Raw genomic sequence first — 23,860 nt, 5'->3', positions numbered from 1 at the left:
GCGTCCTTGAAACCTCCGGCGAGGGTTTCTAGACCTCCAGTTCCGCCTCGATCCGCTTCAGCTGGTGGCGGGCCATGGCCAGGTTGGCGCGGTCCGCGTCCAGGACGAGGTAGAGGAAGAGGCCGTTGCCGCCGCGGCCCTTGAGCAGGCGGATCAGGTGGTACTGGTCCGACAGTGTGATCAGGATGTCCTCGATCTCGACCTTGAGGCCCAGGTGTTCCATCGTGCGCATCTTGGCGCGGATCACGTCGGTGTTGCCGGCGGCCGCCACGTTCAGGTCGAAGTCCTTGCTGCCGCCGATCGTGCCCAGCGCCATGCCGCTGGTGTAGTCGACGAGCGCGGCGCCGGTCGCTCCCTCGATGGAGGTGAGTGCTTCCTTCAGCGCGGTCTCGGTGTTGGCCATGATGCCCTCTCAGTTCTCGGTTGTGGTGTGCGCCTCGACGGCGGTGGTGGTGGTCGTGCGGGGTGTGCGGGGGGTCCGGGTGCGCGTCGTGGGGGCGCGGGACGTGCTCCTGGCGGGGCGTGGGGGTGGCGGTGCGGCGGCCTCGGCCGCGTCCAGCAGCTCACCGATGCGGGCGCCGGCCCGGCGGCCCTCCAGGTGCAGCCGGCCGACGTTGACCCGGTCCTGGGCGAGCAGCGTCAGTACGGCGGTGCGGCCGGCGGCGTAGGTGGCGACGTAGCCGTGCTCGCCGCGCACCAGCAGCTCCCGGAAGCCGCCGTTGCCGGTGGCGTCGGCGACCCGTACGGCGACGCCGAGCGCGGCGGCGGTGAGCGCGGCCAAGCCCTCCGGGTCGACACCGGGGGTGTCCTCGGCCACGACGAGTCCGTCGACGCCGGCCGCGAGGGCGCCGGTGAGCTGCGGTACGCGGGTGCGGAGCCGGCGCAGTTCGTCCCGGACGGTCTCCAGGTCCTGTTGGGGCACCATCAGCTGTCTCCCTTCGGCGGGGCGGTGCCGTTCAAAGTGCCTCCAGCGCATCCCTGAGCCTCTTCAGCAGCGCGATGTCGGGGTCGGTGACCGGGGGTGGGGGCGGTGCCGGGACGGGTGCCGCGAGCACCGGCCGGAGGTGTCCGGCGGCCGCGAGCCGGCGGACGTCCACGAGGGTGTGGAACGCCTGCCGGCCCAGGTCGCGGGCGATCTCGGGGGCGGTGCGGATGCCGTCGACCCGGTCGAGGACCGCCCGCCGGCGCGCGGTGACCGGCGGCGCGGTCACGGGGTCGGCGCGGATCAGCGGGACGCTGTCGGCCGCCGGGTCCGGCCAGAGGCGGTGCAGCAGCTCCCGGCGGCGCAGCGTCTCCCGCTCCAGCGCGGTGACCGGGACGGAGGGCAGGGGGCCGGGGTGGGCCGAGCCGGGGTGGGCCGTATCAAGGTGACCCGGGCCCGTGCGGTGCGTGTCGGGGTTCGGCGCGTCGGTGTGGTGCGCGTCGGGGCTCGGTGCGTCCGTGTAGCGGAAGCGGCCCGGCGTGCTGCTCGGCGCCAGCGCGAAGTACGCGGCGTCGTACAGCGCGTCCAGGTGGCACAGTTCCAGCGCACCCGTCGGCAGCAGTCCGGCGTCGAGCAGCAGCGCGGCGGCGTCCAGGGGGCCGGCGGAGCGTGCGGCCGCCCGCTGCCAGGCGGTCGCGGCCAGGGTGCCGTGGGCGGTGAGGAGCACGTCGAGGCCGGGTGCGAGGGGGCTCTCGGCGTACACCACCCGGCCCTCGGCCAGGTGCAGGGTGCCGTGCTCGCGGACCAGGACACCGGTGGCCCGTTCCTCGGCGAGCCGGGTGAGCATCGGCGAGAGCCCGTGCCCGGCGCCGCCGGCCCCCAGTGCCCGTACGGCCGTCCGGTGCCGCACCGGTAACGGCGGTGTCGTCCCGAGCACGGTCATCCCAGCACCAGCCGGGCGGCCATCTCGCCGAGCCGGATCCGCGCGAGGGCGAGGTTGCCCTCTTCGCGGCCGAGCCACAGGTGCAGGAAGACGCTGCTGTCGAAGGACGTGTCGACGAACCGCAGCAGGTGGTAGTTCTCGTGGTTGCAGACGATCACGTCTTCGACGGCCGGCCGTCCGTCCGTGGTCTCCCCGAGCGTGAACGCGCCGTGTTCGGCGGCCATGCGGGCGAGTTCGGCGGCCTCGGCGGCGGTGGTCTCGTGGTCCCCGCCGGGGGCCTCGCCGACCGTGCCGAGGGCCAGTCCGCTCGTCCAGTCCACCAGCGCGGCTCCCCGGGCGCCGGGCAGGCGCATCGCCTCCAGGAGGCACTCGTCGATTCCGGGCACCGTGGATCCCCTCCCCCCTCGTCATCCGGATGAGTGACGTTGACACTACGCACCGTGTACGCGAGGGGTGAGGGCTTTGGCATTTTCCGGCGGAACATGCGTCCGGCGTACTAGTGTTGGCCGACGAGGTGTCTTCAGCGCGAGACGAGGTCTCTCCAGCGCGAGGTGACCGCCGTACGACCCTTTTGTGGTCCGGCGCCGCCGGTGCGCGTCAACGGCTCCCGGGCGCGCCCAGGGTGGTGAGCGCGCCGGTGTGCGCCCCGCCGGACTCGGCCACCACCTGGGCCACCGTCTGCGGTTCGCGCACCGTCGCGAACTTCACCCCGCCCGGACCGTCCGCGAGGAAGCCGTAAATGCCCGGCCGGGCCAGGGAGTTGTACGCGTAGTGGTGCGCGAAGTAGTACGCGCCCGTGTCCAGCGCCGCCGCGTAGTCCCCCTGCTCCAGCAGCGGCAGGGCACGCCCCTCGGCGAGCAGGTCGCCCGAGAAGCAGGCCGGGCCCGCCACGTCCTGCACCACGTCCGGGCCCGGCTTCGGGTGCCCCTTGGTGTCGTACGCGGCGATGCGCAGCGGCCAGGCGCCCGGCGCGTACACCGTCCGCGTCGCCACCTGCACGCCCGCGTGGGTCACCGCGATCCGCCGCCCCCCGGCGCTCTTGGCGTACTCAACCCGGGCCACCACCGTTCCGTGCCGGGCCAGCAGCGACCGCCCGAACTCCGTCACCAGCCCGTACCGCCCGTCGAACAGCCCCGGCACCTCCTCGGCCAGCGCGCGCGCGTACCGCTCGTACGTCGGCCCCGCCACCTCCGACGCGAAGTCCACCGACAGGCCGCCGCCGATGTCGAGCGTGTCGACCTGCCGCCGCCCGGCGCGCGTGTTGATCTCCTCCGCCAGCGCGTACGCCTCCGCCACGCCCCGCGCCAGCAGCGGCAGCGGGATGCCCTGCGAGCCGGTGTGCGCGTGCAGCCGGGTCAGCCACGGCCGGTCCAGGAACGCCTGGACGACCCACTCGCGCGCCCCCTCGTCGCGCAGCGCCACCCCGAACTTCGAGGTCGCGGTCGCCGTGGAGGTCGCGCCGATCGCGCCGCCGCCGATCTGCGGGTTGACCCGGAGGCCGAGCGGGGAGCGGGTGGGGGCCGGGGCGGACCGCACGAGAGCGTCCAGGCGGGCCAGCTCCTGCGGGTTGTCCGCGTTGACGGCGATACCCAGGTCCAGCGCCTCACGCAGTTCGGCCAGGGTCTTGGCGGGCGCGTCCAGCACGGTCCGGGACGCCGGCAGCCCGGCCGCGCGGGCCAGCGCCAGCTCGCCGGGGCTGGCCACCTCGGCGCCGATGCCCGCCTCGTGCAGCAGGCGCAGCACCGGCACCAGCGGGGTGGCCTTCACCGCGAAGGCGTGCAGGACCGGGGTGCCGGGGGCGGTCACCGCGTCGAACGCCGCCCGCAGCGCCGCCGCCGACCGCCGGATGCCGGTGACGTCCAGCAGGCCCACCACGGCCGCGTCCGGGCCCAGCAGGCCCTGCTCCACCGCCGCGCGCACCGCGTCGTCCCGCCGGCCGGCGCGCTCGCGTGCCTCGGTCTCGATGTCCCGCTCCACGGCCTTTCCCCCTCGTGTCCGCGTCGGAGACGCCTGTGTGCGCCCCGGCTGCATCCAGCCAAACACCGACGGCGCGGGAACGGGACCGGGAGGCCGTATTGACTAGTTCTATTCAGAGAGACAGGATGTGAATAGACATAGGCACAGGAGGAGGCAGACGATGTCCGGACCCCGCCCCGTACGAGCACCGCGCGGCACGGAACTGAGCGCGCTCGGCTGGCAGCAGGAGGCCGCCCTGCGAATGCTCCAGAACAACCTCGACCCCGAGGTCGCCGAGCACCCGGACAAGCTCGTCGTCTACGGCGGCACGGGCAAGGCCGCCCGCGACTGGCGCTCCTTCGACGCCATGGTCCGCACGCTGCGCACCCTCAAGCAGGACGAGACCATGCTGGTCCAGTCCGGCCGCCCGGTCGGCGTGATGCAGACCCACGAGTGGGCGCCGCGCGTCCTCATCGCCAACTCCAACCTCGTCGGCGACTGGGCCAACTGGGAGGAGTTCCGCCGCCTGGAGGCCCTCGGCCTGACCATGTACGGCCAGATGACCGCCGGCTCCTGGATCTACATCGGCACCCAGGGCATCCTCCAGGGCACCTACGAGACCTTCGCCGCCGTCGCCGCGAAGAAGTTCGGCGGCACCCTGGCCGGAACCATCACCCTGACCGCCGGCCTCGGCGGCATGGGAGGCGCCCAGCCGCTCGCCGTCACCATGAACGACGGCGTCGCCATCTGCGTCGACTGCGACCCGCGCGCCATCGAGCGCCGCATCGAGCACCGCTACCTGGACGTGAAGGCCGACTCCCTCGACCACGCGCTCCAGCTGGCCACCGAGGCCCGCGACCAGCGCAAGCCGCTGTCCATCGGCGTCCTCGGCAACGCGGCCGAACTGGTCCCGCAGCTGCTGGCCATGGGCGCCCCCATCGACATCGTCACCGACCAGACCTCCGCCCACGACCCGCTGGCCTACCTGCCGCTCGGCGTGGCCTTCGAGGACATGGCCGACGCAGCCGCCAAGGACCCGGCCGGCTTCACCACCCGCGCGCGGGAGGCCATGGCCCGGCACGTCGAGGCCATGGTCGGCTTCATGGACGCCGGCGCCGAGGTCTTCGACTACGGCAACTCCATCCGCGGCGAGGCCCAGCTGGCCGGCTACGACCGGGCGTTCGCCTTTCCCGGCTTCGTCCCCGCCTACATCCGCCCGCTGTTCTGCGAGGGCAAGGGCCCCTTCCGCTGGGCGGCCCTGTCCGGCGACCCGGCCGACATCGCCAAGACCGACAAGGCCATCCTCGACCTCTTCCCGGAGAACGAGTCCCTGGCCCGCTGGATCAAGATGGCCGGCGAGCGCGTCCACTTCCAGGGCCTGCCGGCGCGCATCTGCTGGCTCGGCTACGGCGAGCGGGACAAGGCCGGCGAGCGGTTCAACGACATGGTCGCGAGCGGTGAGCTGGCCGCGCCGCTGGCCATCGGACGCGACCACCTGGACTGCGGGTCCGTCGCCTCGCCGTACCGCGAGACCGAGGCGATGCTCGACGGGTCCGACGCGATCGCCGACTGGCCGCTGCTGAACGCGATGGTGAACGTGGCGTCCGGGGCATCGTGGGTGTCCCTCCACCACGGTGGCGGCGTGGGCATGGGGCGGTCCATCCACGCGGGGCAGGTGACGGTCGCCGACGGTACGAAGCTGGGCGGCGAGAAGATCCGGCGTGTGCTGACCAATGACCCCGGGATGGGTGTCATCCGGCACGTGGACGCGGGGTACGACATCGCGGAGTCCGTCGCGGGCGAGCGGGGGGTTCGGGTGCCTATGCGTGAGGGTGAGGGCGCGTGAGCGTGGGTTCGGGCGGGGGCGGCCACTCTCCGGTGGGGGCGGGCGATTCGTCGCCGGCCGCCGGTTCGGCCGTGCCCACCCTCCCCCACTCTCAACTCCGTTCGAACGGGGAGACCCCCATCGCCCTGCGGAACGCCTGCCCACAGCCCGGCAACCCTTCCTCCTTTCAAAAGATGTGGGCCGAGTTGCTGCCCGTCGGGCGGCATGCGGAGTCCGGGGGGTACCGGCGGTTCGCCTGGTCCGGGGCCGATGCCGAGTGCCGGAGCTGGTTCGAGGAGCAGGCCCGGGGGCGGGGGCTGGCGTACGAGGTGGACCGGAACGGGAACCAGTGGGCCTGGCTGGGCGACCCCGCCGCCGGGGACGCCGTCGTCACCGGGTCGCACCTGGACTCCGTGCCGGACGGAGGGGCCTTCGACGGGCCCCTCGGGGTCGTGTCCTCCTTCGCCGCGCTGGACGAACTGCGCGGCAGGGGAGCGGAGTTCACGAAGCCCCTGGCCATCGTCAATTTCGGGGACGAGGAAGGGGCCCGGTTCGGGCTCGCCTGTGTCGGTTCCCGGCTCACCGCCGGGGAGCTGACCGTCGAGCAGGCGCACCGGCTCACCGACGGCGACGGCGTGAGCCTCCCGAGGGCCATGGAGGCCGCCGGGTACGACCCCGAGGCGATCGGTGCCGACCCCGAGCGGCTCTCCCGGATCGGCGCCTTCGTCGAACTCCACGTCGAACAGGGGCGTGCTCTGGACCTCTCCGGGGACCGGGTCGGCATCGCCAGCTCCATCTGGCCGCACGGCCGCTGGCGGTTCGACTTCCGGGGCGAGGCCAACCACGCCGGCACCACCCGGCTGGTCGACCGGCACGACCCGATGCTGTCGTACGCCGAGACCGTCCTCGCCGCCCGCCGCGAGGCCGAACTCGCCGGCGCCGTCGCCACCTTCGGCAAGATCTCGGTCGAACCGAACGGCGTCAACGCCATCCCCTCACTGGTGCGCGGCTGGCTCGACTCCCGCGCCGCCGACCAGGAGACCCTCGACACCGTCGTCGGCGGCATCGAGAAGGCGGCCCGGCAGTACGCGGACGCCCACGGCATCGACCTCGGGGTCGTCCGGGAGTCCTTCACCCCCGTCGTCGAGTTCGACCACGCCCTGCGCGACGAACTCGCCCGCATCCTCGGCCGGGACACCGAACTGAAGGTGCCCGTGCTCGGCACCGGCGCCGGACACGACGCCGGAATCCTCTCCGGGCGCATCCCGACCGCCATGCTGTTCGTGCGCAACCCCACCGGCGTCTCGCACTCCCCGGCCGAGTTCGCGGCCGAGGACGACTGCGTGACCGGCGTCCACGCGCTTGCCGACGTACTGGAAGGACTGGCCTGCAGGTGACTCAGGGAACCTACTGGTTGGAGCACGCCTGGCTCGGCGGGAACACCGAGCCGGGCGTGGCCCTGGAGGTGCGCGACGGCCGGATCGCCGCCGTCCGCACCGGCACGCCCGCCCCGCCGCCCGGCGCTCAGGTGCTGCGCGGACTCACGCTGCCGGGCCTCGCCAACGCGCACAGCCACGCCTTCCACCGGGCGCTGCGCGGCACCGTCCAGGTCGGCTCCGGAACGTTCTGGACCTGGCGCGAGGTGATGTACTCCGTCGCAGACCGGCTCACCCCCGACAGCTACCACGCGCTGGCCCGCGCGGTGTACGCCGAGATGGCCCTCGCCGGCGTCACCTGCGTCGGCGAGTTCCACTACCTGCACCATGCCCCCGGCGGCACCCCCTACGCCGACCCCAACGCGATGGGTGAGGCGCTGATCGCGGCCGCCGCCGAGGCCGGCATCCGCATCACCCTCCTCGACACCGCTTACCTCTCCGCCGGCTTCGGGCAGCCGCCCAACGATCACCAGCTGCGCTTCTCCGACGGCTGCGCGGCGGCCTGGGCCGAACGCTGTTCAGTTCTCAAGGAACGGGATCACGCGCGGATCGGAGCGGCCGTCCACTCCGTACGGGCCGTGCCCGCCGAGCAGTTGGCGACCGTCGCGGGCTGGGCCGAGGAGCGGCGGGCCCCGCTCCACGTACACCTGTCCGAGCAGACCGCCGAGAACGACGCCTGCCTGGAGGCCCACGGCTGCACCCCCACCCGACTGCTCGCCGACCACGGCGTCCTCGGGCCGCGCACCACCGGCGTGCACAACACCCACCTCACCGGCGAGGACATCGCCCTGCTCGGCGGCTCCGGCACCGGCACCTGCATGTGCCCGACGACCGAGCGCGACCTGGCCGACGGCATCGGACCCGCGGTCGCCCTCCAGCAGGCCGGCTCCCCGCTCTCCCTCGGCTCCGACAGCCACGCCGTCATCGACCTGCTCGAAGAGGCGCGCGCCATGGAGCTGAACGAGCGGCTGCGCACCCGCACCCGGGGCCACTGGACGGCCGCGGCCCTGCTGCGCGCCGCGTCCGCCGACGGTCACGCCGCCCTGGGCTGGCAGGACGCGGGCGTCCTGCGGCCGGGCGCGCTCGCCGACTTCACGACGATCGCGCTCGACTCGGTCAGGACAGCGGGCCCGGAGCCCAGGCTCGGCGCCGAGACGGCCGTATTCGCGGCGACCGCGGCGGACGTACGCCACACGGTCGTGGGCGGACGGCACGTCGTGCGCGACGGAGCGCACGCGCTCGTGCCGGACGTCCCGCGGGCACTGTCGGACGCCGTCGCAGCCCTGCGCGACTGAACCTCACCGCCACCCACGAGGACACCATGAGCAGCAGCACCGTCATCACCAACATCGCCACGCTGGTCACCAACGATCCCTCCCTCGGCGACAGCTCTCCCCTCGGTCTGATCCAGGACGCGGCCGTCGTCATCGAGGGCGACCGCGTCGCGTGGACCGGTGAATCAAGCAAAGCACCCGCCACTGACAACCGGGTCGACGCGGGCGGCCGGGCGGTGCTGCCGGGCTTCGTGGACTCCCACTCGCACCTGGTCTTCGCCGGCGACCGCACGCAGGAGTTCAACGCCCGCATGTCCGGCCGCTCCTACACGGCGGGCGGCATCCGCACCACCGTCGCGGCCACCCGCGCCGCGAGCGACGCGGAACTGGAGGCCAACCTCACCCGCTACCTCGCTGAGGCGCTCCGCCAGGGCACGACCACGTTCGAGACGAAGTCCGGCTACGGGCTCACCGTCGAGGACGAGGCCCGCGCCCTGCGCATCGCCGCCGCCCACACCGACGAGGTGACGTATCTCGGCGCGCACATCGTCTCGCCCGACTACGCCGACGACCCGGCGGCCTACGTGGCCCTGGTCACCGGCGAGATGCTGGACGCCTGTGCGCCGCACGCCCGCTGGATCGACGTCTTCTGTGAGAAGGGCGCCTTCGACGGCGACCAGGCCCGCGCGATCCTCACCGCCGGCAAGGCGAAGGGCCTGCACCCGCGCATCCACGCCAACCAGCTGTCCTACGGCCCGGGCGTCCAGCTCGCCGTCGAACTGGACGCGGCCAGCGCCGACCACTGCACCCACCTCACGGACGCCGACGTGGACGCCCTGGCGAGCGGCAACACCGTCGCCACCCTCCTCCCCGGCGCCGAGTTCTCCACCCGCGCCGAGTGGCCGGACGCCCGCCGCCTGCTGGACGCGGGCGTCACCGTCGCCCTGTCCACCGACTGCAACCCCGGCTCCTCCTTCACCTCCTCCGTCCCCTTCTGCATCGCGCTGGCCGTCCGCGACATGCGGATGACCCCGGACGAGGCGGTCTGGGCGGCCACGGCCGGCGGCGCGGCGGCCCTGCGCCGCGATGACATCGGCCGCCTCACCCCCGGCGCCCGAGCCGACCTCACCCTCCTCGACGCCCCCAGCCACGTCCACCTGGCCTACCGCCCGGGCGTCCCGCTGGTGAGCGGGGTGTGGCGCGGAGGGGTGCGCGTACTCTGACCGGAAATCCGGGGCGACCCCGAGGTATTCACCCCATGGCCGACACCACGATCAAGATCAGCGAATCGGTAAGGGACCGCCTCCGCACGCTGGCCGAGGAGCGTGGTCTGAGTACCCGGGCGTATGTCGAGCGTGTGGTCGCCTCGACCCCCACGGAGGCCGAGCGTGCCGAGCGCACCGCCCGGGCCGTCGCGTACGTCCGGGCTCACCTGCGAGCGGATCTCACCGACGACGACGTGCGTGAGGCGCAGGAGTGGCGTGCGGCGATCGCCGCACGACAGGTGGGGGGCCGCAGGTGATCATCCTGGATCACACGGCGGTGCTCGCGCTCTGCCGTGGCCACCGGCTGCTCTCGGGCCTGGCCGTGGTGGAGGTCGACGACCCCGCTCAGAAGCCGCACGTCCCCGCTCTGTGTCTGGTCGCCGCGAGCCTGGAACTGCCCGGCGTGGCGGCGCATCTCGGCGCGCTGCCCGGCCTGGAGTTCCTGCCGCTCGACTTCGCCGGTGCGGCGGGGGTCGAGGCGGTGATCTCCAGCGGCTTGGACTGGCCCTTCGGACACGCCGTCTACGCTGCGGTCTCGGACGCTGCCGAAGGACAGGTGCTGACCGCGACGCCCGAGGCCTACGACGGCACCGGCGTGTGGGCCCTCGACATCGGCAAGCCCCTGACGCACGCCGAGCACGCCCCGAGTCGGCGGGAGGCGTCGTAAGCGCCCCCGAGTCGCCTCGCCCTTTTAGAAGCTACTGTCCGCCACGGCGGTCGCCCATGGTGGGGCAGCGACGAGGGCAGGGAAAGACGTTTCTCCCGGGGTAACCGCATGACGGTTGGGACGGCGGGTACCCAGCAGCCGGAGACCTCTGCCCGAACACCGAAGCGGTCCGGCGTCGTGACGCCGGACCGCTTCGGTGGGAGGACGTGGCCGCTCGGGCGGCCGGCGGTCACTCCTCCAGGGTCAGACCCCTGCGCAGCCGTACCAGGGTGCGCGACAGCAGTCGGGACACGTGCATCTGTGAGATGCCGAGTTCCTCGCCGATCTCCGACTGGGTCATGCCCCCGACGAACCGCAGCGAGAGGATCTTCCGGTCCCGGGCCGGCAGCCCGGCGATCAGCGGCTTGAGCGACTCGACGTACTCGATGCCCTCCAGCCCGTGGTCCTCGTACCCGATGCGGTCCGCGAGCGCGCCCTCGGTCTCGTCCTCCTCGGGCTGGGCGTCCAGGGAGGAGGCGGTGTAGGCGTTCGAGGCGGCCATGCCCTCGACGACCTCGTCGTTGGAGATGCCGAGGCGCTCGGCCAGTTCCGCCACCGTGGGCGCGCGGTCCAGCTGCTGGGCCAGCTCGTCGCCGGCCTTGGCCAGGTCGAGCCGCAGCTCCTGCAGCCGGCGCGGTACGCGCACGGACCACGACGTGTCGCGGAAGAAGCGCTTGATCTCGCCGATGATGGTCGGCATCGCGAAGGTGGGGAATTCCACACCCCGGGCGAGTTCGAAGCGGTCGATCGCCTTGATCAGGCCGATGGTGCCGACCTGGATGATGTCCTCCATCGGCTCGCTGCGGGAGCGGAAGCGGGAGGCGGCGAACTTGACGAGCGCGAGGTTCAGCTCGACGAGCGTGTTGCGGACGTACGAGTACTCGTGCGTCCCCTCCTCCAGCGATTCGAGCCGCTCGAAGAGGGTCTTGGACAGGGCCCTCGCGTCCACCGGGCCGATCTCGTCGTACGGGGGGATCTCCGGGAGGCCCTCGAAGGGGTCGAGGGAATGGATGGGATCCAGCTGTTCCGGTGGGGGTGTCGACGTCGCCGTATGGGTATGCGATGCGTCGAGCCGGGGTGACATGGTGTCCTCCATCGTTCTCGGCATATGGCTGCCGAAGCCAGTACGTGCACTGCGGTGTGCGGCGCCTCCAAAGCCGGCGTGTAGCGGAAGGTGTTCCTACTAGCCCTATCGGCTCCACCAGCGTGTTGCAAGTGCGTTACGTGGCGTTATGTCCGATTGTGAGAGGTTGTTCGGGTGTCGGAGTGCGGATCGAAGGCGTAATGTTCGAGGGCATCGACAGCCACGGCCTCGGGAGAGAGAGACGGCATGGACCACGGGACGGTCGGCAGCGCACAGTCTGGCCGGCTTCTGGTGGAGGTACGGGAAGAGGGTTCCAGCGCCGTTGTGACACCGGCAGGTGAGCTCGATCACCACACCGCCGATCTCCTGCGCGAGCCGCTCGACGACCTCCTGGCCAAGGGATTCTCCCGGCTGGTGGTGGACTGCTCGCGCCTGGAGTTCTGCGACTCCACGGGGCTGAACGTCCTCCTGGGGGCCCGGCTGAAGGCGGATGCCGCGGGAGGCGGGGTGCACCTGGCAGGGATGCTCCCCGTGGTGGCCCGCGTGTTCGAGATCACGGGGGCGGAGGCGGTCTTCACCGTCCACGACTCCGTCGAGGCGGCCCTGGCCGACGAGACCGGCTGAGACCGCGCCCGCCCGCTCCGGGTGACCTCCCCGGCGGACGCCTCCGCGCGCCGCTCCGGCCCCGCCGGAACATGGGGGGTGTTCCGCGGGATCGGTCGGGCAGGAGAGATCCTGAAACACGTCGGACACCCGGCCGGGACGCGCTCGGGTACCGACGGAAACTGATGTGAATCGTGAACTGGTGAATCGGTGAATCGGTGAGGTGAAGCGCTGATGAGCACCACCCGGCCTTACTCGCCGGGCGACCGCGGCCCGGAGCCGAGCGGCGCTTCCGGGGCGTCCGAGGGGGGTGCGCCGGGCGACGGCGCGTCCACGGGGGCAGCCGCGCCGTCCGTGCCTGGCGCGCCGACCGCGCCGTCCGAGGGTGCGCAGGCCGTCCGGGGGCGGCAGATCCGCCGGCTGCGGCTCGACGGGGAGAGCGGGGTCGTTCCCATGGCCCGCGACTTCGCCCGCCAGGCGCTGTACGCGTGGGGCTGGCTGCCGGCCGCCTCCGCGGACCAGCGGGCCGCCGCGGAGGACGTGCTGCTCGTCGTGTCCGAGCTGGTCACCAACGCGTGTCTGCATGCCGAGGGGCCCGAGGAGCTGTTCCTCGCCCAGGACAATAAGGTCATCCGGGTGGAGGTGTCCGACCGGGGTACCGGCCGGCCCGCACCCCGCACCCCGCACCGCGCGGGGCGGCCCGGCGGCCACGGCATGTTCATCGTTCAGCGGCTCTGTCTCGACTGGGGTGTCCTGCGGACGCCGGGGCAGTCGGGGAAGACGGTGTGGGCGGAGCTGGGGGCTCCCGCCTAGGACCTGTCCGGCGGATCTTCGTGGGCCCGCGACGCCTGGCACGCCCTCTCGCCGCATGCTCGAATCACCCAAGCCACGAAGATCCGCCGGACAGGCCCTAGGGACGGTCGGGTGCGTTGTAGGCCCCGGACCGGTGGGGGCTTGTCGCGCCCAGGCGGCGGAGCCGCATGTCGACACAGCCCCGCGCCCCTTCGGGGTACGGGACGGCACCGAGTCTCCACAGAGTTCCACAACTCTCGTGTGTGACGTGTCTTCCTTCCTCATGGGCCCCGGCGTACCTTGACGGCCGAATCTGATGTGCCGTCAGGAATGAATGGGGTGGACCGACCGTGTCGTACCCGAAGCGAACCGCCGCGCTCGTGTCCGCCGCGACACTGGCCGGTCCGGTGCTGTTGCTGGCCGCGCCGGCCGCGCACGCCTCCGTCGTCGACGTCAACTACCAGTGCAAAACGCCGATCGGGGCCAAGAGCGCCGTCTCGCCGATCGACATCAAGGGTGTCAGGAGCGGTACGGGCTACACGATCACCATGTCCTGGCAGAAGGGCGTCTCCTCCAGCCCCGTCGAGCTGGGCAAGGGTGCGATGAAGCCGAGCGCCACCATCAGGCTCGGCGGCGCCGACAGCGGCACCCTTGCCGTCAGCGGGCCCGCCAACTCGGCCGCGATTCCCGCCAACACCCCTATCAAGATCAGCGACTTGAGCGGCACCTACACGCCGAAGAGGACCGGCAAGGTCACCTTCACGCCTGCCACGCTCACCATCAAGGCGCTCGGTACGACGACGACCTGCACTCCGGCCAACAGCCCCGCGCCGGCCCTGACCCTGGACGTGACGGCTGCCGGCGGCGGCTCCGCCAACGGCAACTCGCAATCCTCCTCCAACTCCTCCGGTTCTTCGGGCCGGACCGACGGCGGGCAGCTCCCGCAGACCGGCCCCGAGGACTCCACCATCGCCCTCGGCACCCTCGGCGGCACCGTCCTGCTCGCGGGAGCCGCCGGTGCGCTGTGGCTGACCCGGCGGAACCAGCCCGTACGCCGCTGACCCGCAGCCGACGACCGCTGGAGCCGCCGATGCCGTCCGCCTCCGCCCGCGCCCCCGGTGCCCTCGCGCTCGCCCTGTCCCCGCTCCTGCTCCCGCTCCTGGTCCTGCTGGCCTCCGCCGCCCCGGCGGCCGCCGCCGCGCCGGGCTGGTCCCTCGCACCCGCCGGCACCGGACGCCCCACCTTCTACGCCGAGGGCGCCCCCGGCACGGTCCTCCAGGACACGCTGTCCGTGACCAACCGGGCCCACGAGCCGCTCACCGTACGGCTGTCGGGCAGCGGTGTGCCGGTCAGGTTCACGCGGACGCGGCTGACGGTGCCCGCCCGGACCCGCGCGGACGTGCCGTTCGCGGTGACCGTGCCGACGGGTGCGGCGCCCGGTGACCGCTCGGGCACGCTCTCCGCCCGGGACGCGCACGGGCGTACGGCGACGGTACGGCTACGGCTTCGCGTCGGCGGTCCGGCGCTGTCCGCGCTGACCGTCGAGCACGTCGCCGTGCACGGCGACCGCATCACCTACGAGCTGGTCAACCGCGGTACGACCGTCCTCGTCCCGAAACTCGCGGTACGCGCCGACGGCCTGTTCGGCCCGGTCCTGGACCGTCCCGCGCGCACGCTGCCCGTCCACCTCGCCCCCGGCCGCAGGCTCGCCCTCAGCGAACCGTGGCCCGGCCGGCCGGCGCTGGACGCGGTCGACGTGACGCTGACGGTCACGGCGGCCGGCGGAGCCCACCACACAGCGGGCACGTCGGTCACCTTCGTGCCCTGGCGTGTGCTGGGCTCGGCCGGCGCGGTGGCGGCCGTGCTGGCCGTCGGACTGTGGCGCCTGCGCGGGCCCCGCACCACTGAACGAACGGCTGAACGGGCGGAGTTGACGGGAGCGGTGACGTGACGCGCAAGCTGCGGATCCCGGCGCTTATGGCGGTGCTCGCGCTGCTTCTCCTGCCCTGCCTGGGTGCGGGCACGGCGAGCGCGGCGGACGGCAAGCCCGCCGTGCAGCTCTCCACCTCCCAGGCGGGCACCGGTGGTTCGGTCACCGTCAACGGCAGCGGATGGCGGGCGCACACACTGCTGATGCTGCTGGTCTGCGGGCGCGCCACTCCGGCCCGGGGCGTGATCGGCGGCACCAACTCCTGCGCCAACGGCGACGGCCGGGCCGTGACCACCGACGGCCACGGCGGCTTCACCAGGAAGCTGCCGGTCGCCGAGCCGCCCGTGCCCTGTCCCTGCGTGGTGCACGTGGCCACGGTGACCGGCGCCAGGGCGGAGGCGGACGCCGTCCTCGACGTCGCCGGGCACCCCGTCGCCCCGCTGCCCTCCGCCCCCGCCGGCGGCCGGCTGTCGGTCATCTCCGACACCCGGCTCGCCGGTTCGAGTGGCCTGCTGACCTGGTTCGGGGCGCCGCCGTCCCGCACCCTCGTGTTCACCGTCGGCAACACCGGCACCGGCAGCATCAAGGACCCCGTCTTCCAGGTCGGCACCGCGCACGGCGTCTTCGCCCCCGAATGGGACGACCAGCAGTGGCACGGCACCCTCGGACCCGGCAGGAAGGCGCAGGTCAGGCTGCCGGTCGAGCTGTCAGCCGGGGCACACGGCGACTACACCGTCTCCCTGAAGTACGACGGCAGGGTTCTCGCCGAGCAGCCCTGGGGCGTGGGCCGGCCCTGGGGCGTGACGCTGTTCTGGATCCTGCTCTGCCTGGTCGTCCCGGCCGCGGTCTTCCGCGCGGGGATGGCCGTCGTCGACCGCGTACGGCCGCGCCGCCCGGGCGGTGTCCGCCATCGCGGGCTGCCCCGCCCCGCCTCGCCACTGCCGGGCCGGTTTCGGCGTACGGCCCCGGAGGCGACCACCCCACCGACGTCGAACCTGCCGTGGTTCACCCCGGACTCCGCTCCGGGCGGCCCGGCCGGGCGGCTCTCCGCACCGCACGACGACAGCCCCACGAGTCCGACGACTCCCACCCCGAAGGGACCCACGTGAGCATGCGAAGGAGAGTCACCCCGGCCCGCCGCACGGGAGCCGCGGGCACCGCCCTGCTCCTCGGCTCGGCGGGCATCCTGCTGGGCCTGGCGGCAGCGCCCGCACAGGCCGCCCAGGTGTCGTTCGCCACCCACTGCGTGCCGCCCGCCGGCATCAGCCCCGTCGACGGCACCACCGAGGTCGCGATCACCGCGCCGGCCACCGCGAAGGTGGGCGACACCGTGGACATCGTGTGGAAGTTCGTCCAGGCCGCCTCGAAGAACCCGGACATCATCGACCTGCCCGCCAACTCGGTCCAGCCGTCCGGGGTGCTGAAGGCGGCCGGCGCGCAGACCGGTGACATCGACCTGCAAGGGCCCCGGCAGAACCCGCCGATCCCCAAGGGCGCCCCCATGGTGCTGTCCGACATGAAGGGCACGCTGAAGCTGACGGCGCCGGGGGAGGTGACGCTGACGCCGGACGCGTACACGGTCAACGCGATGTCGACGAACACCAAGTGCACGCCGAAGGAGACCGTCCAGAAGGCGGCGACGATCCAGGTGACGGCGGGCGGCGGCGGTTCGCCGAGTCCGAGCCCGAGTCCCTCGCCCTCACCGAGCCCCTCCACATCGGCCTCCACCTCACCCGCGCCCAGCACGAGCGCGTCCGGCGGCAGCGGGCAGACCGTCTTCACCGGCAAGGAGGTGCAGGTGCCGTACGCCTGCAAGACCCCCATCGGTGACAAGAGCGCGACCTCGCCGGTGCAGATCAACGCCAGAAAGAACGGCGGGAGTTACGACCTCACCGTGCAGTTCAAGAAGTCCGTGATGGACAGTCCCGTCGACATCCCCAAGGACTCCGTGAAGCCGTCCATGGAGGTGGTCGTCGGCGGCGCCGACAAGGGCACGGTGCACGTGGAGGGGCCGACCAACGCCCAGCCCGTCAAGTCGGGCACCCCGATCGAGATCCCCGACCTCACCGGCACCTACAAGCCCGGTGCGAGCGGTACCTCGACCCTGGCACCGGGCGTCCTGACCATCAAGGCCCTCGGTACGACCACCACCTGCACCCCGGCCAAGTCGGAGGTCTCCCTCACCCTCGACACCACCGGCCAGCCGGGTGGTACGGCGGGCGGCACGTCCTCCTCCGGAGGCACGGCGGCGGGCGGCACCACCGGCGACTCCGGCGGCCTCGCCGACACCGGCTCCACCACCCACGGCCCCCTGAAGGCCCTCGGCCTGATCGCCGGCACGGCGATCCTCCTGGGAGCAGCGGTCTTCACGTTCATGCCGAACCGAAGGACCCGCTGAGCCGCGCACGCACCAGTCGGCGACACCGGCCTGCTCTTGATCCCCGGTCACAAGAAATCCGCCGCGACGGCGAGCAACCAGGAGGCAGCAGCTGGGGCCCCCACGCCCTTAAGGCAGTGGGGGAGGTGCCGAACTCACCGACCCCCCCAAACGCCCGGAGGGTCACCGCACCCGGAATCGGATGCGGTGACCCTCCACGGCCAAGCCCAGCGGCCAGCGCTTAGTTGACGCTGCCCATCATCGACTTCACCTTGTTGCGGTACATCCAGACCGCGCAGCCGGCGACGACCGCGAGGACCGCCTCCAGGGCGACGAAGCCCATCCTGTCCAGGTTGACCCCGCCGACGGCCGGGTTGGACAGCAGCGCGGTGATCGAGTCGCCCGCGGTGACCGCGAGGAACCAGACGCCCATCATCTGCGAGGCGTACTTCTTCGGCGCCATCTTCGTCGTGACCGACAGACCCACCGGCGACAGCGTCAGCTCACCGACCGTCTGGACGAAGTAGACCGCGACCAGCCACAGCGCGGCGGCCTTGTGACCGCCCTCGGCGATCGACAGCGGGGCGAGGAACAGGAAGAACGAGGCACCGACCAGCACGAGACCGGAAGAGAACTTCACGATCGTGCTCGGCTCCTTGCCGCGCTTGTTCAGCCACAGCCACGCCCAGGCGAACACCGGCGCCAGCGCCATGATCATGACCGGGTTGACCGACTGGTACCAGGAGACCGGGAAGCCCCAGCCGAACACCGAGTTGTGGGCCGAGCTCTCGGCGAACAGCGACAGGGTCGAACCACCCTGGTCGTAGATCATCCAGAAGACGGCGGCGGCCACGAAGAACCAGACGTACGCCGACACCTTCGTGCGCTCGGCCGGGTCCAGGTCCTTGTCCCGGCGGATGCGGGCGATGACCAGGATCGGCACGATCAGACCGATCAGGGTGAGCGGGATCAGCGCCCAGTTCAGCGTGAAGTGACCGGAGAAACCGACAATGCCGTAGAACACCGCGGCGACGGCCAGCCAGATCAGGCCCTTGCGCAGGGTGGCGGACTTCTCCTCGGCGGACATCGGGGTGGGGACGACGTCGCTCTGCGCGCTCAGGTGGCGGCTGCCGAGCAGGTACTGGGCGAGGCCCAGGCCCATGCCGACCGCGGCCAGCGCGAAGCCGAAGTGCCAGTTGACGTTCTCACCGACGGTGCCGATGACCAGCGGAGCGGCGAACGCGCCCACGTTGATGCCGATGTAGAAGAGGGTGAAGCCACCGTCGCGGCGCGGGTCCTCGGGACCGCGGTAGAGGTGGCCGACCATCGTGGAGATGTTGGCCTTCAGCAGACCGGAGCCGATGGCCACGAGGCCGAGGCCGACGAAGAAGCTCGGAGCCGCGGGCAGCGCCAGGCACAGGTGGCCGATCATGATGATCAGACCGGAGACGGCCACCGTCTTGCGGGGGCCGAGGAGACGGTCCGCGACCCAGCCGCCGGGAAGGGCGAGCAGGTACACGAGCGACACGTACACCGAGTAGATCGCGGTCGCCGTGCCCGCGCTCAGGTGCAGGCCACCAGGGGCCACCAGGTACAGCGGGAGCAGGGCCCTCATGCCGTAGTAGGAGAAACGCTCCCACATCTCGGTCATGAACAGTGTGGCCAGTCCGCGGGGGTGGCCGAAGAAGGTCTTCTCGGAACCGGGGGTGCCCGGACGGACCGAGTCCTTCGTCAGGCTGGACGCCATGGTCGTTCCTTGCTGGTCGGGACGCGCGCTGGAGCGTTGCGCGCCCGTGGGGGGAGTGGCCGGCACCGGCAGGTCGGTCGTCCGCCCCCACGCCCGAGGGGAGTCCGCCCCGGATCACGGAGCGGTGGACGGCGACCACCGGGATCCACGCCCCGACGCTTTGTTCGCGTCCGGGGCCCGGCCAGAGGTCATTCCTTTCAAGGCCGGTCGAGGCGACCGGCCCGCACACAAAACAGACCCTCAGCGTCATCTGCTTGCCAAAGGTCCCCGGTGTACTACAGGCGTTCCGGTCACCATACGGCAGGACACTGCCGGATATGGAAGGACTTGAGACGCGGATCACAGGTGTCGAGGGAACCGCGCGACCGGTTTCGAAGGTCCCCCCTACGATCGCATCCCCAGGCCAGAGGTTCGTACACCTGTGAGCGAAGGTAAGAATCCCGGCGGTCGATCACACCACGGCCCGATGCGCGGGCGGTCTACCATCACTGCATGACCCGTGTACTGCTCGCCGAGGACGACGCGTCCATCTCGGAGCCGCTGGCCCGCGCCCTGCGCCGGGAAGGTTACGAGGTCGAGGTGCGCGAGGACGGACCCACCGCGCTCGACGCCGGAATGCAGGGCGGCGTCGACCTGGTCGTGCTGGACCTCGGGCTGCCCGGCATGGACGGTCTGGAGGTCGCCCGCCGGCTGCGCGCCGAGGGCCACACCGTGCCGATCCTCATCCTGACCGCGCGGGCCGACGAGGTGGACACCGTCGTCGGCCTGGACGCGGGCGCCGACGACTACGTCACCAAGCCGTTCCGGCTCGCCGAACTGCTCGCCCGGGTACGGGCCCTGCTGCGGCGCGGGGCGGCGGAGCCGCAGCAGCCGCCGGCCACGCACGGTGTGCGGATCGACGTGGAGTCGCACCGGGCGTGGATGGGGGACGAGGAACTCCAGCTGACCGCGAAGGAGTTCGATCTGCTGCGGGTGCTGGTGCGGGACGCCGGGCGGGTGGTCACGCGGGACCAGTTGATGCGGGAGGTGTGGGACACGACCTGGTGGTCGTCGACCAAGACGCTGGACATGCATATTTCCTGGCTGCGGAAGAAGCTCGGTGACGATGCGGCCAACCCGCGGTACATCGCCACGGTGCGTGGGGTCGGGTTCCGGTTCGAGAAGAGCTGAGCGCCGCGGCTGAGCTCGGCCGACTTCGCGGTTGCGCCGCGGGGCCGCTGTGAGTGCGCGGCTGCGGGCACGTTGTGGCTGGTCGCGCAGTTCCCCGCGCCCCTGAGGGGGTTGGCACACTGGTAGTCACATAGCCACCCGCCCCGGAGGGCCCCTGTGCGTCGTCGTCTTATTCAGTCCACTCTTGCTGTCGTGCTCGTGGTGATCGCCGTGTTCGGGGTTTCCCTGGTGATCGTCGAGACGCGGACGATCAGCAACAGTGCGCAGGAGCGGGTGGACTCGGAGGCGGTGCGGCTGTCCAGCATCGTGGACAGCCGGGTGCTCGCCGGGGACACCGTCACCGAGGACATGCTGCGCAACCCGGTCAGCAAGGACCAGTACGCGATCGTGCGGGTCCCCGGGCAGCGGACGATCACGATCGGTACGAAGCCCGAGGGCGACGTCATCCACGCCACGCACGCCGGTGAGGAGGGCGAGACGGTCACGGTGCAGGAGCCGCGCTCCGCGGTGACCCGTGAGGTCGGCCGGACCCTGCTGATCATCGGGCTGGTGGCGCTGCTCGCCGTGATCGCGGCCGTACTGCTCGCCGTACGGCAGGCGAACCGGCTCGCGTCCCCGCTGACCGACCTCGCCGAGACCGCCGAACGCCTCGGCTCCGGTGATCCGCGCCCCCGGCACAAGCGGTACGGCGTTCCGGAGCTGGACCGGGTCGCCGATGTGCTGGACTCCTCCGCCGAGCGGATCGGGCGCATGCTGACCGCCGAGCGACGGCTGGCCGCCGACGCCTCCCACCAGTTGCGCACCCCGCTCACCGCGCTGTCCATGCGTCTGGAGGAGATCACCCTCACCGACGACCCGGACACGGTGAAGGAGGAGGCGAACGTCGCGCTGACGCAGGTGGAGCGGCTGACGGACGTCGTGGAGCGGCTGCTGACCAACGCGCGCGACCCGCGCACCGGCTCCGCCGTCACCTTCGACCTGGACGAGGTCATCCAGCAGCAGCTCGCCGAGTGGCGGCCCGCCTACCGCAGCTCGGGCCGGGCCGTCGTCAGCTCCGGCAAGCGGCATCTGCAGGCCGTCGGCACACCGGGCGCGGTCGCTCAGGTGCTGGCGGCGCTGATCGAGAACTCCCTGATGCACGGCGGCGGCACCGTCGCCCTGCGCACCCGGGTCACCGGCAACCAGGCCGTGGTCGAGGTCACCGACGAGGGTCCCGGCGTTCCGGCGGACCTCGGCGCGCGGATCTTCGAGCGGACCATCAGCGGCCGCAACTCCACCGGTATCGGCCTCGCCGTCGCCCGGGACCTCGCCGAGGCCGACGGCGGCCGGCTGGAGCTGCTCCAGGCCCAGCCGCCGGTGTTCGGCCTGTTCCTGTCCCGCACACCGCCCGCCCGCAAGCCGGACGAGGAGCAGCCGCCCACCGTGCGCTGAGGGTGCCGGGGGTCACCGGGGGTTACGGGACCCGCTGGCGGGGCTTGTCCGGCTCGGTACCGGGCTTCTTCGCCGGTTCACCCGGCTTCTTCTCCGGCTCGTGCCGCACGACCGGTCCCGTGCCCTCCGCCGCGCTCTCGCGGGCCGGCATCGCCCGGAACACCCACGAGCGGTACGACCAGAAGCGGAACAGGGTCGCGACGCCGATGCCGACGAACTTGAAGATGTTGTTCTGCAGCGGGGTGTTCCAGCCGAACCCGTACGTCGCCAGGTAGAGCACGCCGTTCTCGATCACCAGGCCGATCGCGCTGAACAGCAGGAACAGCGTGAGTTCCCGGGTACGGCCGCTCTTGTCGGCGTCCCGGTACGTCCAGTAGCGGAAACCGACGTAGTTGAAGGCGATCGCGACGACGGTCGCGATGATGCTGGCGCGCACCACCTGCAGGTCGGACACGTGCCGGACCAGGTTGAAGACGCCGAGATTGACAAGGACGCCGGCTCCGCCGACCGCCCCGAACTTGGCCACCTCGCGCACGAGTCGTCGCAGCCCCGAGGAACGATGTTCCATGGCTGTCACAGCCCCCGTCCGTAGGTTTCGTCAACCCAGCCATGCTAACCAGGCGACACCGCCGACGCCCCCGGACCGGGCCACAGCAGGGAAACAGGTCGGAAAGAAGCCGGTAAGAGGGGGTTGCCGGGGCGGAAAACCGACCCGGTCGGCGCGGCCGATACCCTGGGTGTGTGACGTTCCCGGTAGTCGGCATGATCGGCGGTGGCCAGCTCGCTCGTATGACACACGAGTCGGGCATCCCGCTGGGCATCAGGTTCAAGCTCCTCAGTGACACCCCTCAGGATTCCGCGGCGCAGGTCGTCAGCGATGTCGTCATCGGCGACTATCGCGACCTGGACACGCTGCGTGAGTTTGCGCGCGGGTGCGATGTGATCACTTTCGATCACGAACATGTACCCACCGAGCACCTTCGGGCGTTGGAGGCGGACGGCATCCCCGTGCGCCCCGGCCCCGACGCACTCGTGCACGCCCAGGACAAGGGCGTGATGCGGGCGCGGCTCGACGCGATCGGCGTGCCGTGCCCACGGCACCGGATCGTGAGCGATCCCGAGGACGTGGCGGCGTTCGCGGCGGAGGGCGAGGGCTTCCCCGTCGTCCTGAAGACCGTGCGCGGCGGCTACGACGGCAAGGGCGTGTGGGTCGTCGACTCCGTCGAGGAGGCTGCCGATCCCTTCCGCGCGGGCGTCCCCGTGCTCGCCGAGGAGAAGGTCGACTACGTCCGCGAGCTCGCCGCCAACGTCGTCCGCTCCCCGCACGGCCAGGCCGTCGCCTACCCGGTCGTCGAATCGCAGCAGGTCGCCGGCGTCTGCGACACGGTCATAGCCCCGGCGCCCGGCCTTGACGAGGATCTTGCCCTGCGCGCCGAGGAGATGGCCCTGACCATCGCCAAGGAACTCGGCGTCGTCGGGCACCTCGCGGTCGAGCTGTTCCAGACCCGCGACGGCCGCATCCTCGTCAACGAACTGGCGATGCGCCCGCACAACTCCGGCCACTGGTCGATGGACGGCGCGATCACCTCGCAGTTCGCCAACCACCTGCGCGCGGTCCTCGACCTGCCCCTCGGCGACCCCCGCCCGCGCGCGAAGTGGACCGTCATGGTGAACGTCCTCGGCGGCGACTTCCCGGACATGTACTCCGCGTACTTGCACTGCATGGCCCGCGACCCCAAGCTCAAGATCCACATGTACGGCAAGGACGTGAAGCCGGGCCGCAAGGTCGGACACGTCAACACCTACGGCGACGACCTGGACGACGTGCTGGAACGCGCCCGTCACGCAGCCGCATACCTGAGAGGCACGATCACCGAATGAGCCCCCTAGTTGGCATCGTCATGGGGTCGGACTCCGACTGGCCCGTCATGGAGGCCGCCGCCAAGGCGCTCGACGAGTTCGAGATCGCGTACGAGGTCGACGTCGTCTCCGCACACCGCATGCCGCGCGAGATGATCGCCTACGGCGAGCACGCGGCCGACCGCGGACTGAAGGCGATCATCGCCGGCGCCGGCGGCGCCGCCCACCTGCCGGGCATGCTCGCCTCCGTCACCCCGCTGCCCGTCATCGGCGTCCCCGTGCCCCTGAAGTACCTCGACGGCATGGACTCCCTGCTGTCGATCGTGCAGATGCCGGCCGGTGTCCCCGTCGCCACCGTCTCCGTCGCCGGCGCCCGCAACGCCGGCCTGCTCGCCGCCCGCATCCTCGCCACGCACGACGAGGACCTGCTGCACCGCATGCGGGACTTCCAGCAGGAGCTGAACGACCAGGCCACCGAGAAGGGCAAGCGGCTGCGCTCCAAGGTCGAGGGCGCCGGCGGCTTCGGCTTCGGGAAGTGA

At 72.0% G+C, this 23,860-nt stretch carries 24 protein-coding genes; 16 read left to right on the top strand and 8 right to left on the bottom strand.

Annotated features, from left to right (window positions below; genetic code table 11):
- Positions 1-28 precede the first annotated feature (28 nt).
- From ABZ854_RS10915 to ABZ854_RS10895, 5 genes are all read right to left on the bottom strand, one after another.
- Complete coding sequence (locus ABZ854_RS10915) at positions 29-403, bottom strand: hypothetical protein (protein ID WP_361207555.1); 375 nt, start codon at positions 401-403, stop codon at positions 29-31.
- Positions 404-412: 9 nt separating this feature from the next.
- Positions 413-925, bottom strand: a complete 513-nt coding sequence (locus ABZ854_RS10910) for a roadblock/LC7 domain-containing protein (protein ID WP_361207552.1) — start codon at positions 923-925, stop codon at positions 413-415.
- 31 nt (positions 926-956) lie between these two features.
- Positions 957-1,865, bottom strand: a complete 909-nt coding sequence (locus tag ABZ854_RS10905) for a transcriptional regulator (protein ID WP_361207549.1) — start codon at positions 1,863-1,865, stop codon at positions 957-959.
- A complete protein-coding gene (locus ABZ854_RS10900; protein ID WP_129308769.1) occupies positions 1,862-2,251 on the bottom strand; it encodes a hypothetical protein in 390 nt (129 codons plus the stop codon). Before ABZ854_RS10900 ends, ABZ854_RS10905 begins: the two co-directional genes overlap by 4 nt.
- Positions 2,252-2,462: 211 nt before the next feature.
- Entirely contained in the window at positions 2,463-3,842 is a 1,380-nt protein-coding gene (locus ABZ854_RS10895; RefSeq protein ID WP_361207546.1) for a diaminopimelate decarboxylase, read from the bottom strand.
- 160 nt (positions 3,843-4,002) lie between these two features.
- Between ABZ854_RS10895 and hutU the strand changes: the two genes are divergently transcribed.
- The 6 genes from hutU (at position 4,003) to ABZ854_RS10865 (ending at position 10,288) form a co-directional block, all read left to right on the top strand.
- Positions 4,003-5,667, top strand: coding sequence for a urocanate hydratase (gene hutU / locus ABZ854_RS10890; RefSeq protein ID WP_361207544.1), 1,665 nt, complete (start codon positions 4,003-4,005; stop codon positions 5,665-5,667).
- Between the two features lie 173 nt (positions 5,668-5,840).
- Positions 5,841-7,043: an allantoate amidohydrolase gene (locus ABZ854_RS10885; RefSeq protein ID WP_361207542.1), complete on the top strand. Its 1,203-nt coding sequence runs from the start codon at positions 5,841-5,843 to the stop codon at positions 7,041-7,043.
- A complete protein-coding gene (locus ABZ854_RS10880) occupies positions 7,040-8,377 on the top strand; it encodes a formimidoylglutamate deiminase (RefSeq protein ID WP_361207539.1) in 1,338 nt (445 codons plus the stop codon). Before ABZ854_RS10885 ends, ABZ854_RS10880 begins: the two co-directional genes overlap by 4 nt.
- A 26-nt stretch (positions 8,378-8,403) precedes the next feature.
- Positions 8,404-9,579 carry an imidazolonepropionase gene (gene hutI, locus ABZ854_RS10875; protein ID WP_361207536.1) on the top strand — a complete coding sequence of 392 codons (1,176 nt, stop codon included), beginning with the start codon at positions 8,404-8,406 and terminating at the stop codon, positions 9,577-9,579.
- Between the two features lie 35 nt (positions 9,580-9,614).
- Positions 9,615-9,878 carry a hypothetical protein gene (locus tag ABZ854_RS10870; protein ID WP_361207533.1) on the top strand — a complete coding sequence of 88 codons (264 nt, stop codon included), beginning with the start codon at positions 9,615-9,617 and terminating at the stop codon, positions 9,876-9,878.
- Complete coding sequence (locus ABZ854_RS10865; protein WP_361207530.1) at positions 9,875-10,288, top strand: hypothetical protein; 414 nt, start codon at positions 9,875-9,877, stop codon at positions 10,286-10,288. The genes ABZ854_RS10870 and ABZ854_RS10865 overlap by 4 nt, the downstream gene beginning before the upstream one ends.
- Positions 10,289-10,517: 229 nt before the next feature.
- Here the strand turns inward: ABZ854_RS10865 and ABZ854_RS10860 are convergent, their stop codons facing one another.
- Positions 10,518-11,411 (bottom strand): RNA polymerase sigma factor SigF, encoded by an 894-nt coding sequence (locus ABZ854_RS10860; RefSeq protein WP_129312003.1) that lies wholly within the window; start codon positions 11,409-11,411, stop codon positions 10,518-10,520.
- A 246-nt stretch (positions 11,412-11,657) separates the two neighbouring features.
- Between ABZ854_RS10860 and ABZ854_RS10855 the strand changes: the two genes are divergently transcribed.
- From ABZ854_RS10855 to ABZ854_RS10830, 6 genes are all read left to right on the top strand, one after another.
- Positions 11,658-12,035, top strand: coding sequence for an STAS domain-containing protein (locus ABZ854_RS10855; protein WP_361207527.1), 378 nt, complete (start codon positions 11,658-11,660; stop codon positions 12,033-12,035).
- Positions 12,036-12,248: 213 nt separating this feature from the next.
- Complete coding sequence (locus ABZ854_RS10850) at positions 12,249-12,827, top strand: ATP-binding protein (protein ID WP_361207524.1); 579 nt, start codon at positions 12,249-12,251, stop codon at positions 12,825-12,827.
- 329 nt (positions 12,828-13,156) lie between these two features.
- Positions 13,157-13,867 (top strand): LPXTG cell wall anchor domain-containing protein, encoded by a 711-nt coding sequence (locus ABZ854_RS10845; protein ID WP_361207521.1) that lies wholly within the window; start codon positions 13,157-13,159, stop codon positions 13,865-13,867.
- A gap of 29 nt (positions 13,868-13,896) precedes the next feature.
- Positions 13,897-14,757, top strand: a complete 861-nt coding sequence (locus ABZ854_RS10840) for a hypothetical protein (RefSeq protein WP_361207518.1) — start codon at positions 13,897-13,899, stop codon at positions 14,755-14,757.
- A complete protein-coding gene (locus tag ABZ854_RS10835) occupies positions 14,754-15,845 on the top strand; it encodes a hypothetical protein (RefSeq protein ID WP_361207515.1) in 1,092 nt (363 codons plus the stop codon). Before ABZ854_RS10840 ends, ABZ854_RS10835 begins: the two co-directional genes overlap by 4 nt.
- A gap of 2 nt (positions 15,846-15,847) precedes the next feature.
- Positions 15,848-17,134 (top strand): hypothetical protein, encoded by a 1,287-nt coding sequence (locus ABZ854_RS10830; RefSeq protein WP_361207512.1) that lies wholly within the window; start codon positions 15,848-15,850, stop codon positions 17,132-17,134.
- Positions 17,135-17,354: 220 nt separating this feature from the next.
- Here the strand turns inward: ABZ854_RS10830 and ABZ854_RS10825 are convergent, their stop codons facing one another.
- Positions 17,355-18,860 (bottom strand): oligopeptide:H+ symporter, encoded by a 1,506-nt coding sequence (locus ABZ854_RS10825; RefSeq protein ID WP_361207509.1) that lies wholly within the window; start codon positions 18,858-18,860, stop codon positions 17,355-17,357.
- A gap of 492 nt (positions 18,861-19,352) precedes the next feature.
- Between ABZ854_RS10825 and ABZ854_RS10820 the strand changes: the two genes are divergently transcribed.
- Both ABZ854_RS10820 and ABZ854_RS10815 read left to right on the top strand, forming a co-directional pair.
- Positions 19,353-20,030, top strand: a complete 678-nt coding sequence (locus tag ABZ854_RS10820; RefSeq protein WP_018566970.1) for a response regulator transcription factor — start codon at positions 19,353-19,355, stop codon at positions 20,028-20,030.
- Positions 20,031-20,186: 156 nt separating this feature from the next.
- Positions 20,187-21,461 (top strand): ATP-binding protein, encoded by a 1,275-nt coding sequence (locus ABZ854_RS10815; RefSeq protein ID WP_361207506.1) that lies wholly within the window; start codon positions 20,187-20,189, stop codon positions 21,459-21,461.
- Positions 21,462-21,483: 22 nt separating this feature from the next.
- Here the strand turns inward: ABZ854_RS10815 and ABZ854_RS10810 are convergent, their stop codons facing one another.
- Entirely contained in the window at positions 21,484-22,029 is a 546-nt protein-coding gene (locus tag ABZ854_RS10810) for a GtrA family protein (RefSeq protein ID WP_361207503.1), read from the bottom strand.
- A 173-nt stretch (positions 22,030-22,202) separates the two neighbouring features.
- On the opposite strand from ABZ854_RS10810, the gene ABZ854_RS10805 reads away from it, so the two are divergent.
- Complete coding sequence (locus ABZ854_RS10805; protein ID WP_361207500.1) at positions 22,203-23,342, top strand: 5-(carboxyamino)imidazole ribonucleotide synthase; 1,140 nt, start codon at positions 22,203-22,205, stop codon at positions 23,340-23,342.
- Positions 23,339-23,860 (top strand): 5-(carboxyamino)imidazole ribonucleotide mutase, encoded by a 522-nt coding sequence (gene purE, locus ABZ854_RS10800; RefSeq protein WP_129308783.1) that lies wholly within the window; start codon positions 23,339-23,341, stop codon positions 23,858-23,860. The genes ABZ854_RS10805 and purE overlap by 4 nt, the downstream gene beginning before the upstream one ends.

This window comes from Streptomyces sp. NPDC047028, from assembly GCF_040644095.1.
Classification (GTDB): Bacteria; Actinomycetota; Actinomycetes; order Streptomycetales; family Streptomycetaceae; genus Streptomyces.
The sequence above is the reverse complement of the archived record's forward strand: the minus strand, read 5'-3'. Positions and strand labels throughout refer to the sequence as shown.

What these genes read in the sequence shown, in the direction of transcription:
- ABZ854_RS10915 (WP_361207555.1), bottom strand. Translation starts at nt 403, where the DNA reads ATGGCCAACACCGAGACCGCGCTGAAGGAAGCACTCACCTCCATCGAG.
- ABZ854_RS10910 (WP_361207552.1), bottom strand. Translation starts at nt 925, where the DNA reads ATGGTGCCCCAACAGGACCTGGAGACCGTCCGGGACGAACTGCGCCGG.
- ABZ854_RS10905 (WP_361207549.1), bottom strand. Translation starts at nt 1,865, where the DNA reads ATGACCGTGCTCGGGACGACACCGCCGTTACCGGTGCGGCACCGGACG.
- hutU (WP_361207544.1), top strand. Translation starts at nt 4,003, where the DNA reads ATGTCCGGACCCCGCCCCGTACGAGCACCGCGCGGCACGGAACTGAGC.
- ABZ854_RS10885 (WP_361207542.1), top strand. Translation starts at nt 5,841, where the DNA reads ATGTGGGCCGAGTTGCTGCCCGTCGGGCGGCATGCGGAGTCCGGGGGG.
- hutI (WP_361207536.1), top strand. Translation starts at nt 8,404, where the DNA reads ATGAGCAGCAGCACCGTCATCACCAACATCGCCACGCTGGTCACCAAC.
- ABZ854_RS10870 (WP_361207533.1), top strand. Translation starts at nt 9,615, where the DNA reads ATGGCCGACACCACGATCAAGATCAGCGAATCGGTAAGGGACCGCCTC.
- ABZ854_RS10860 (WP_129312003.1), bottom strand. Translation starts at nt 11,411, where the DNA reads ATGTCACCCCGGCTCGACGCATCGCATACCCATACGGCGACGTCGACA.
- ABZ854_RS10855 (WP_361207527.1), top strand. Translation starts at nt 11,658, where the DNA reads ATGGACCACGGGACGGTCGGCAGCGCACAGTCTGGCCGGCTTCTGGTG.
- ABZ854_RS10850 (WP_361207524.1), top strand. Translation starts at nt 12,249, where the DNA reads ATGAGCACCACCCGGCCTTACTCGCCGGGCGACCGCGGCCCGGAGCCG.
- ABZ854_RS10840 (WP_361207518.1), top strand. Translation starts at nt 13,897, where the DNA reads ATGCCGTCCGCCTCCGCCCGCGCCCCCGGTGCCCTCGCGCTCGCCCTG.
- ABZ854_RS10830 (WP_361207512.1), top strand. Translation starts at nt 15,848, where the DNA reads ATGCGAAGGAGAGTCACCCCGGCCCGCCGCACGGGAGCCGCGGGCACC.
- ABZ854_RS10825 (WP_361207509.1), bottom strand. Translation starts at nt 18,860, where the DNA reads ATGGCGTCCAGCCTGACGAAGGACTCGGTCCGTCCGGGCACCCCCGGT.
- ABZ854_RS10820 (WP_018566970.1), top strand. Translation starts at nt 19,353, where the DNA reads ATGACCCGTGTACTGCTCGCCGAGGACGACGCGTCCATCTCGGAGCCG.
- ABZ854_RS10810 (WP_361207503.1), bottom strand. Translation starts at nt 22,029, where the DNA reads ATGGAACATCGTTCCTCGGGGCTGCGACGACTCGTGCGCGAGGTGGCC.
- purE (WP_129308783.1), top strand. Translation starts at nt 23,339, where the DNA reads ATGAGCCCCCTAGTTGGCATCGTCATGGGGTCGGACTCCGACTGGCCC.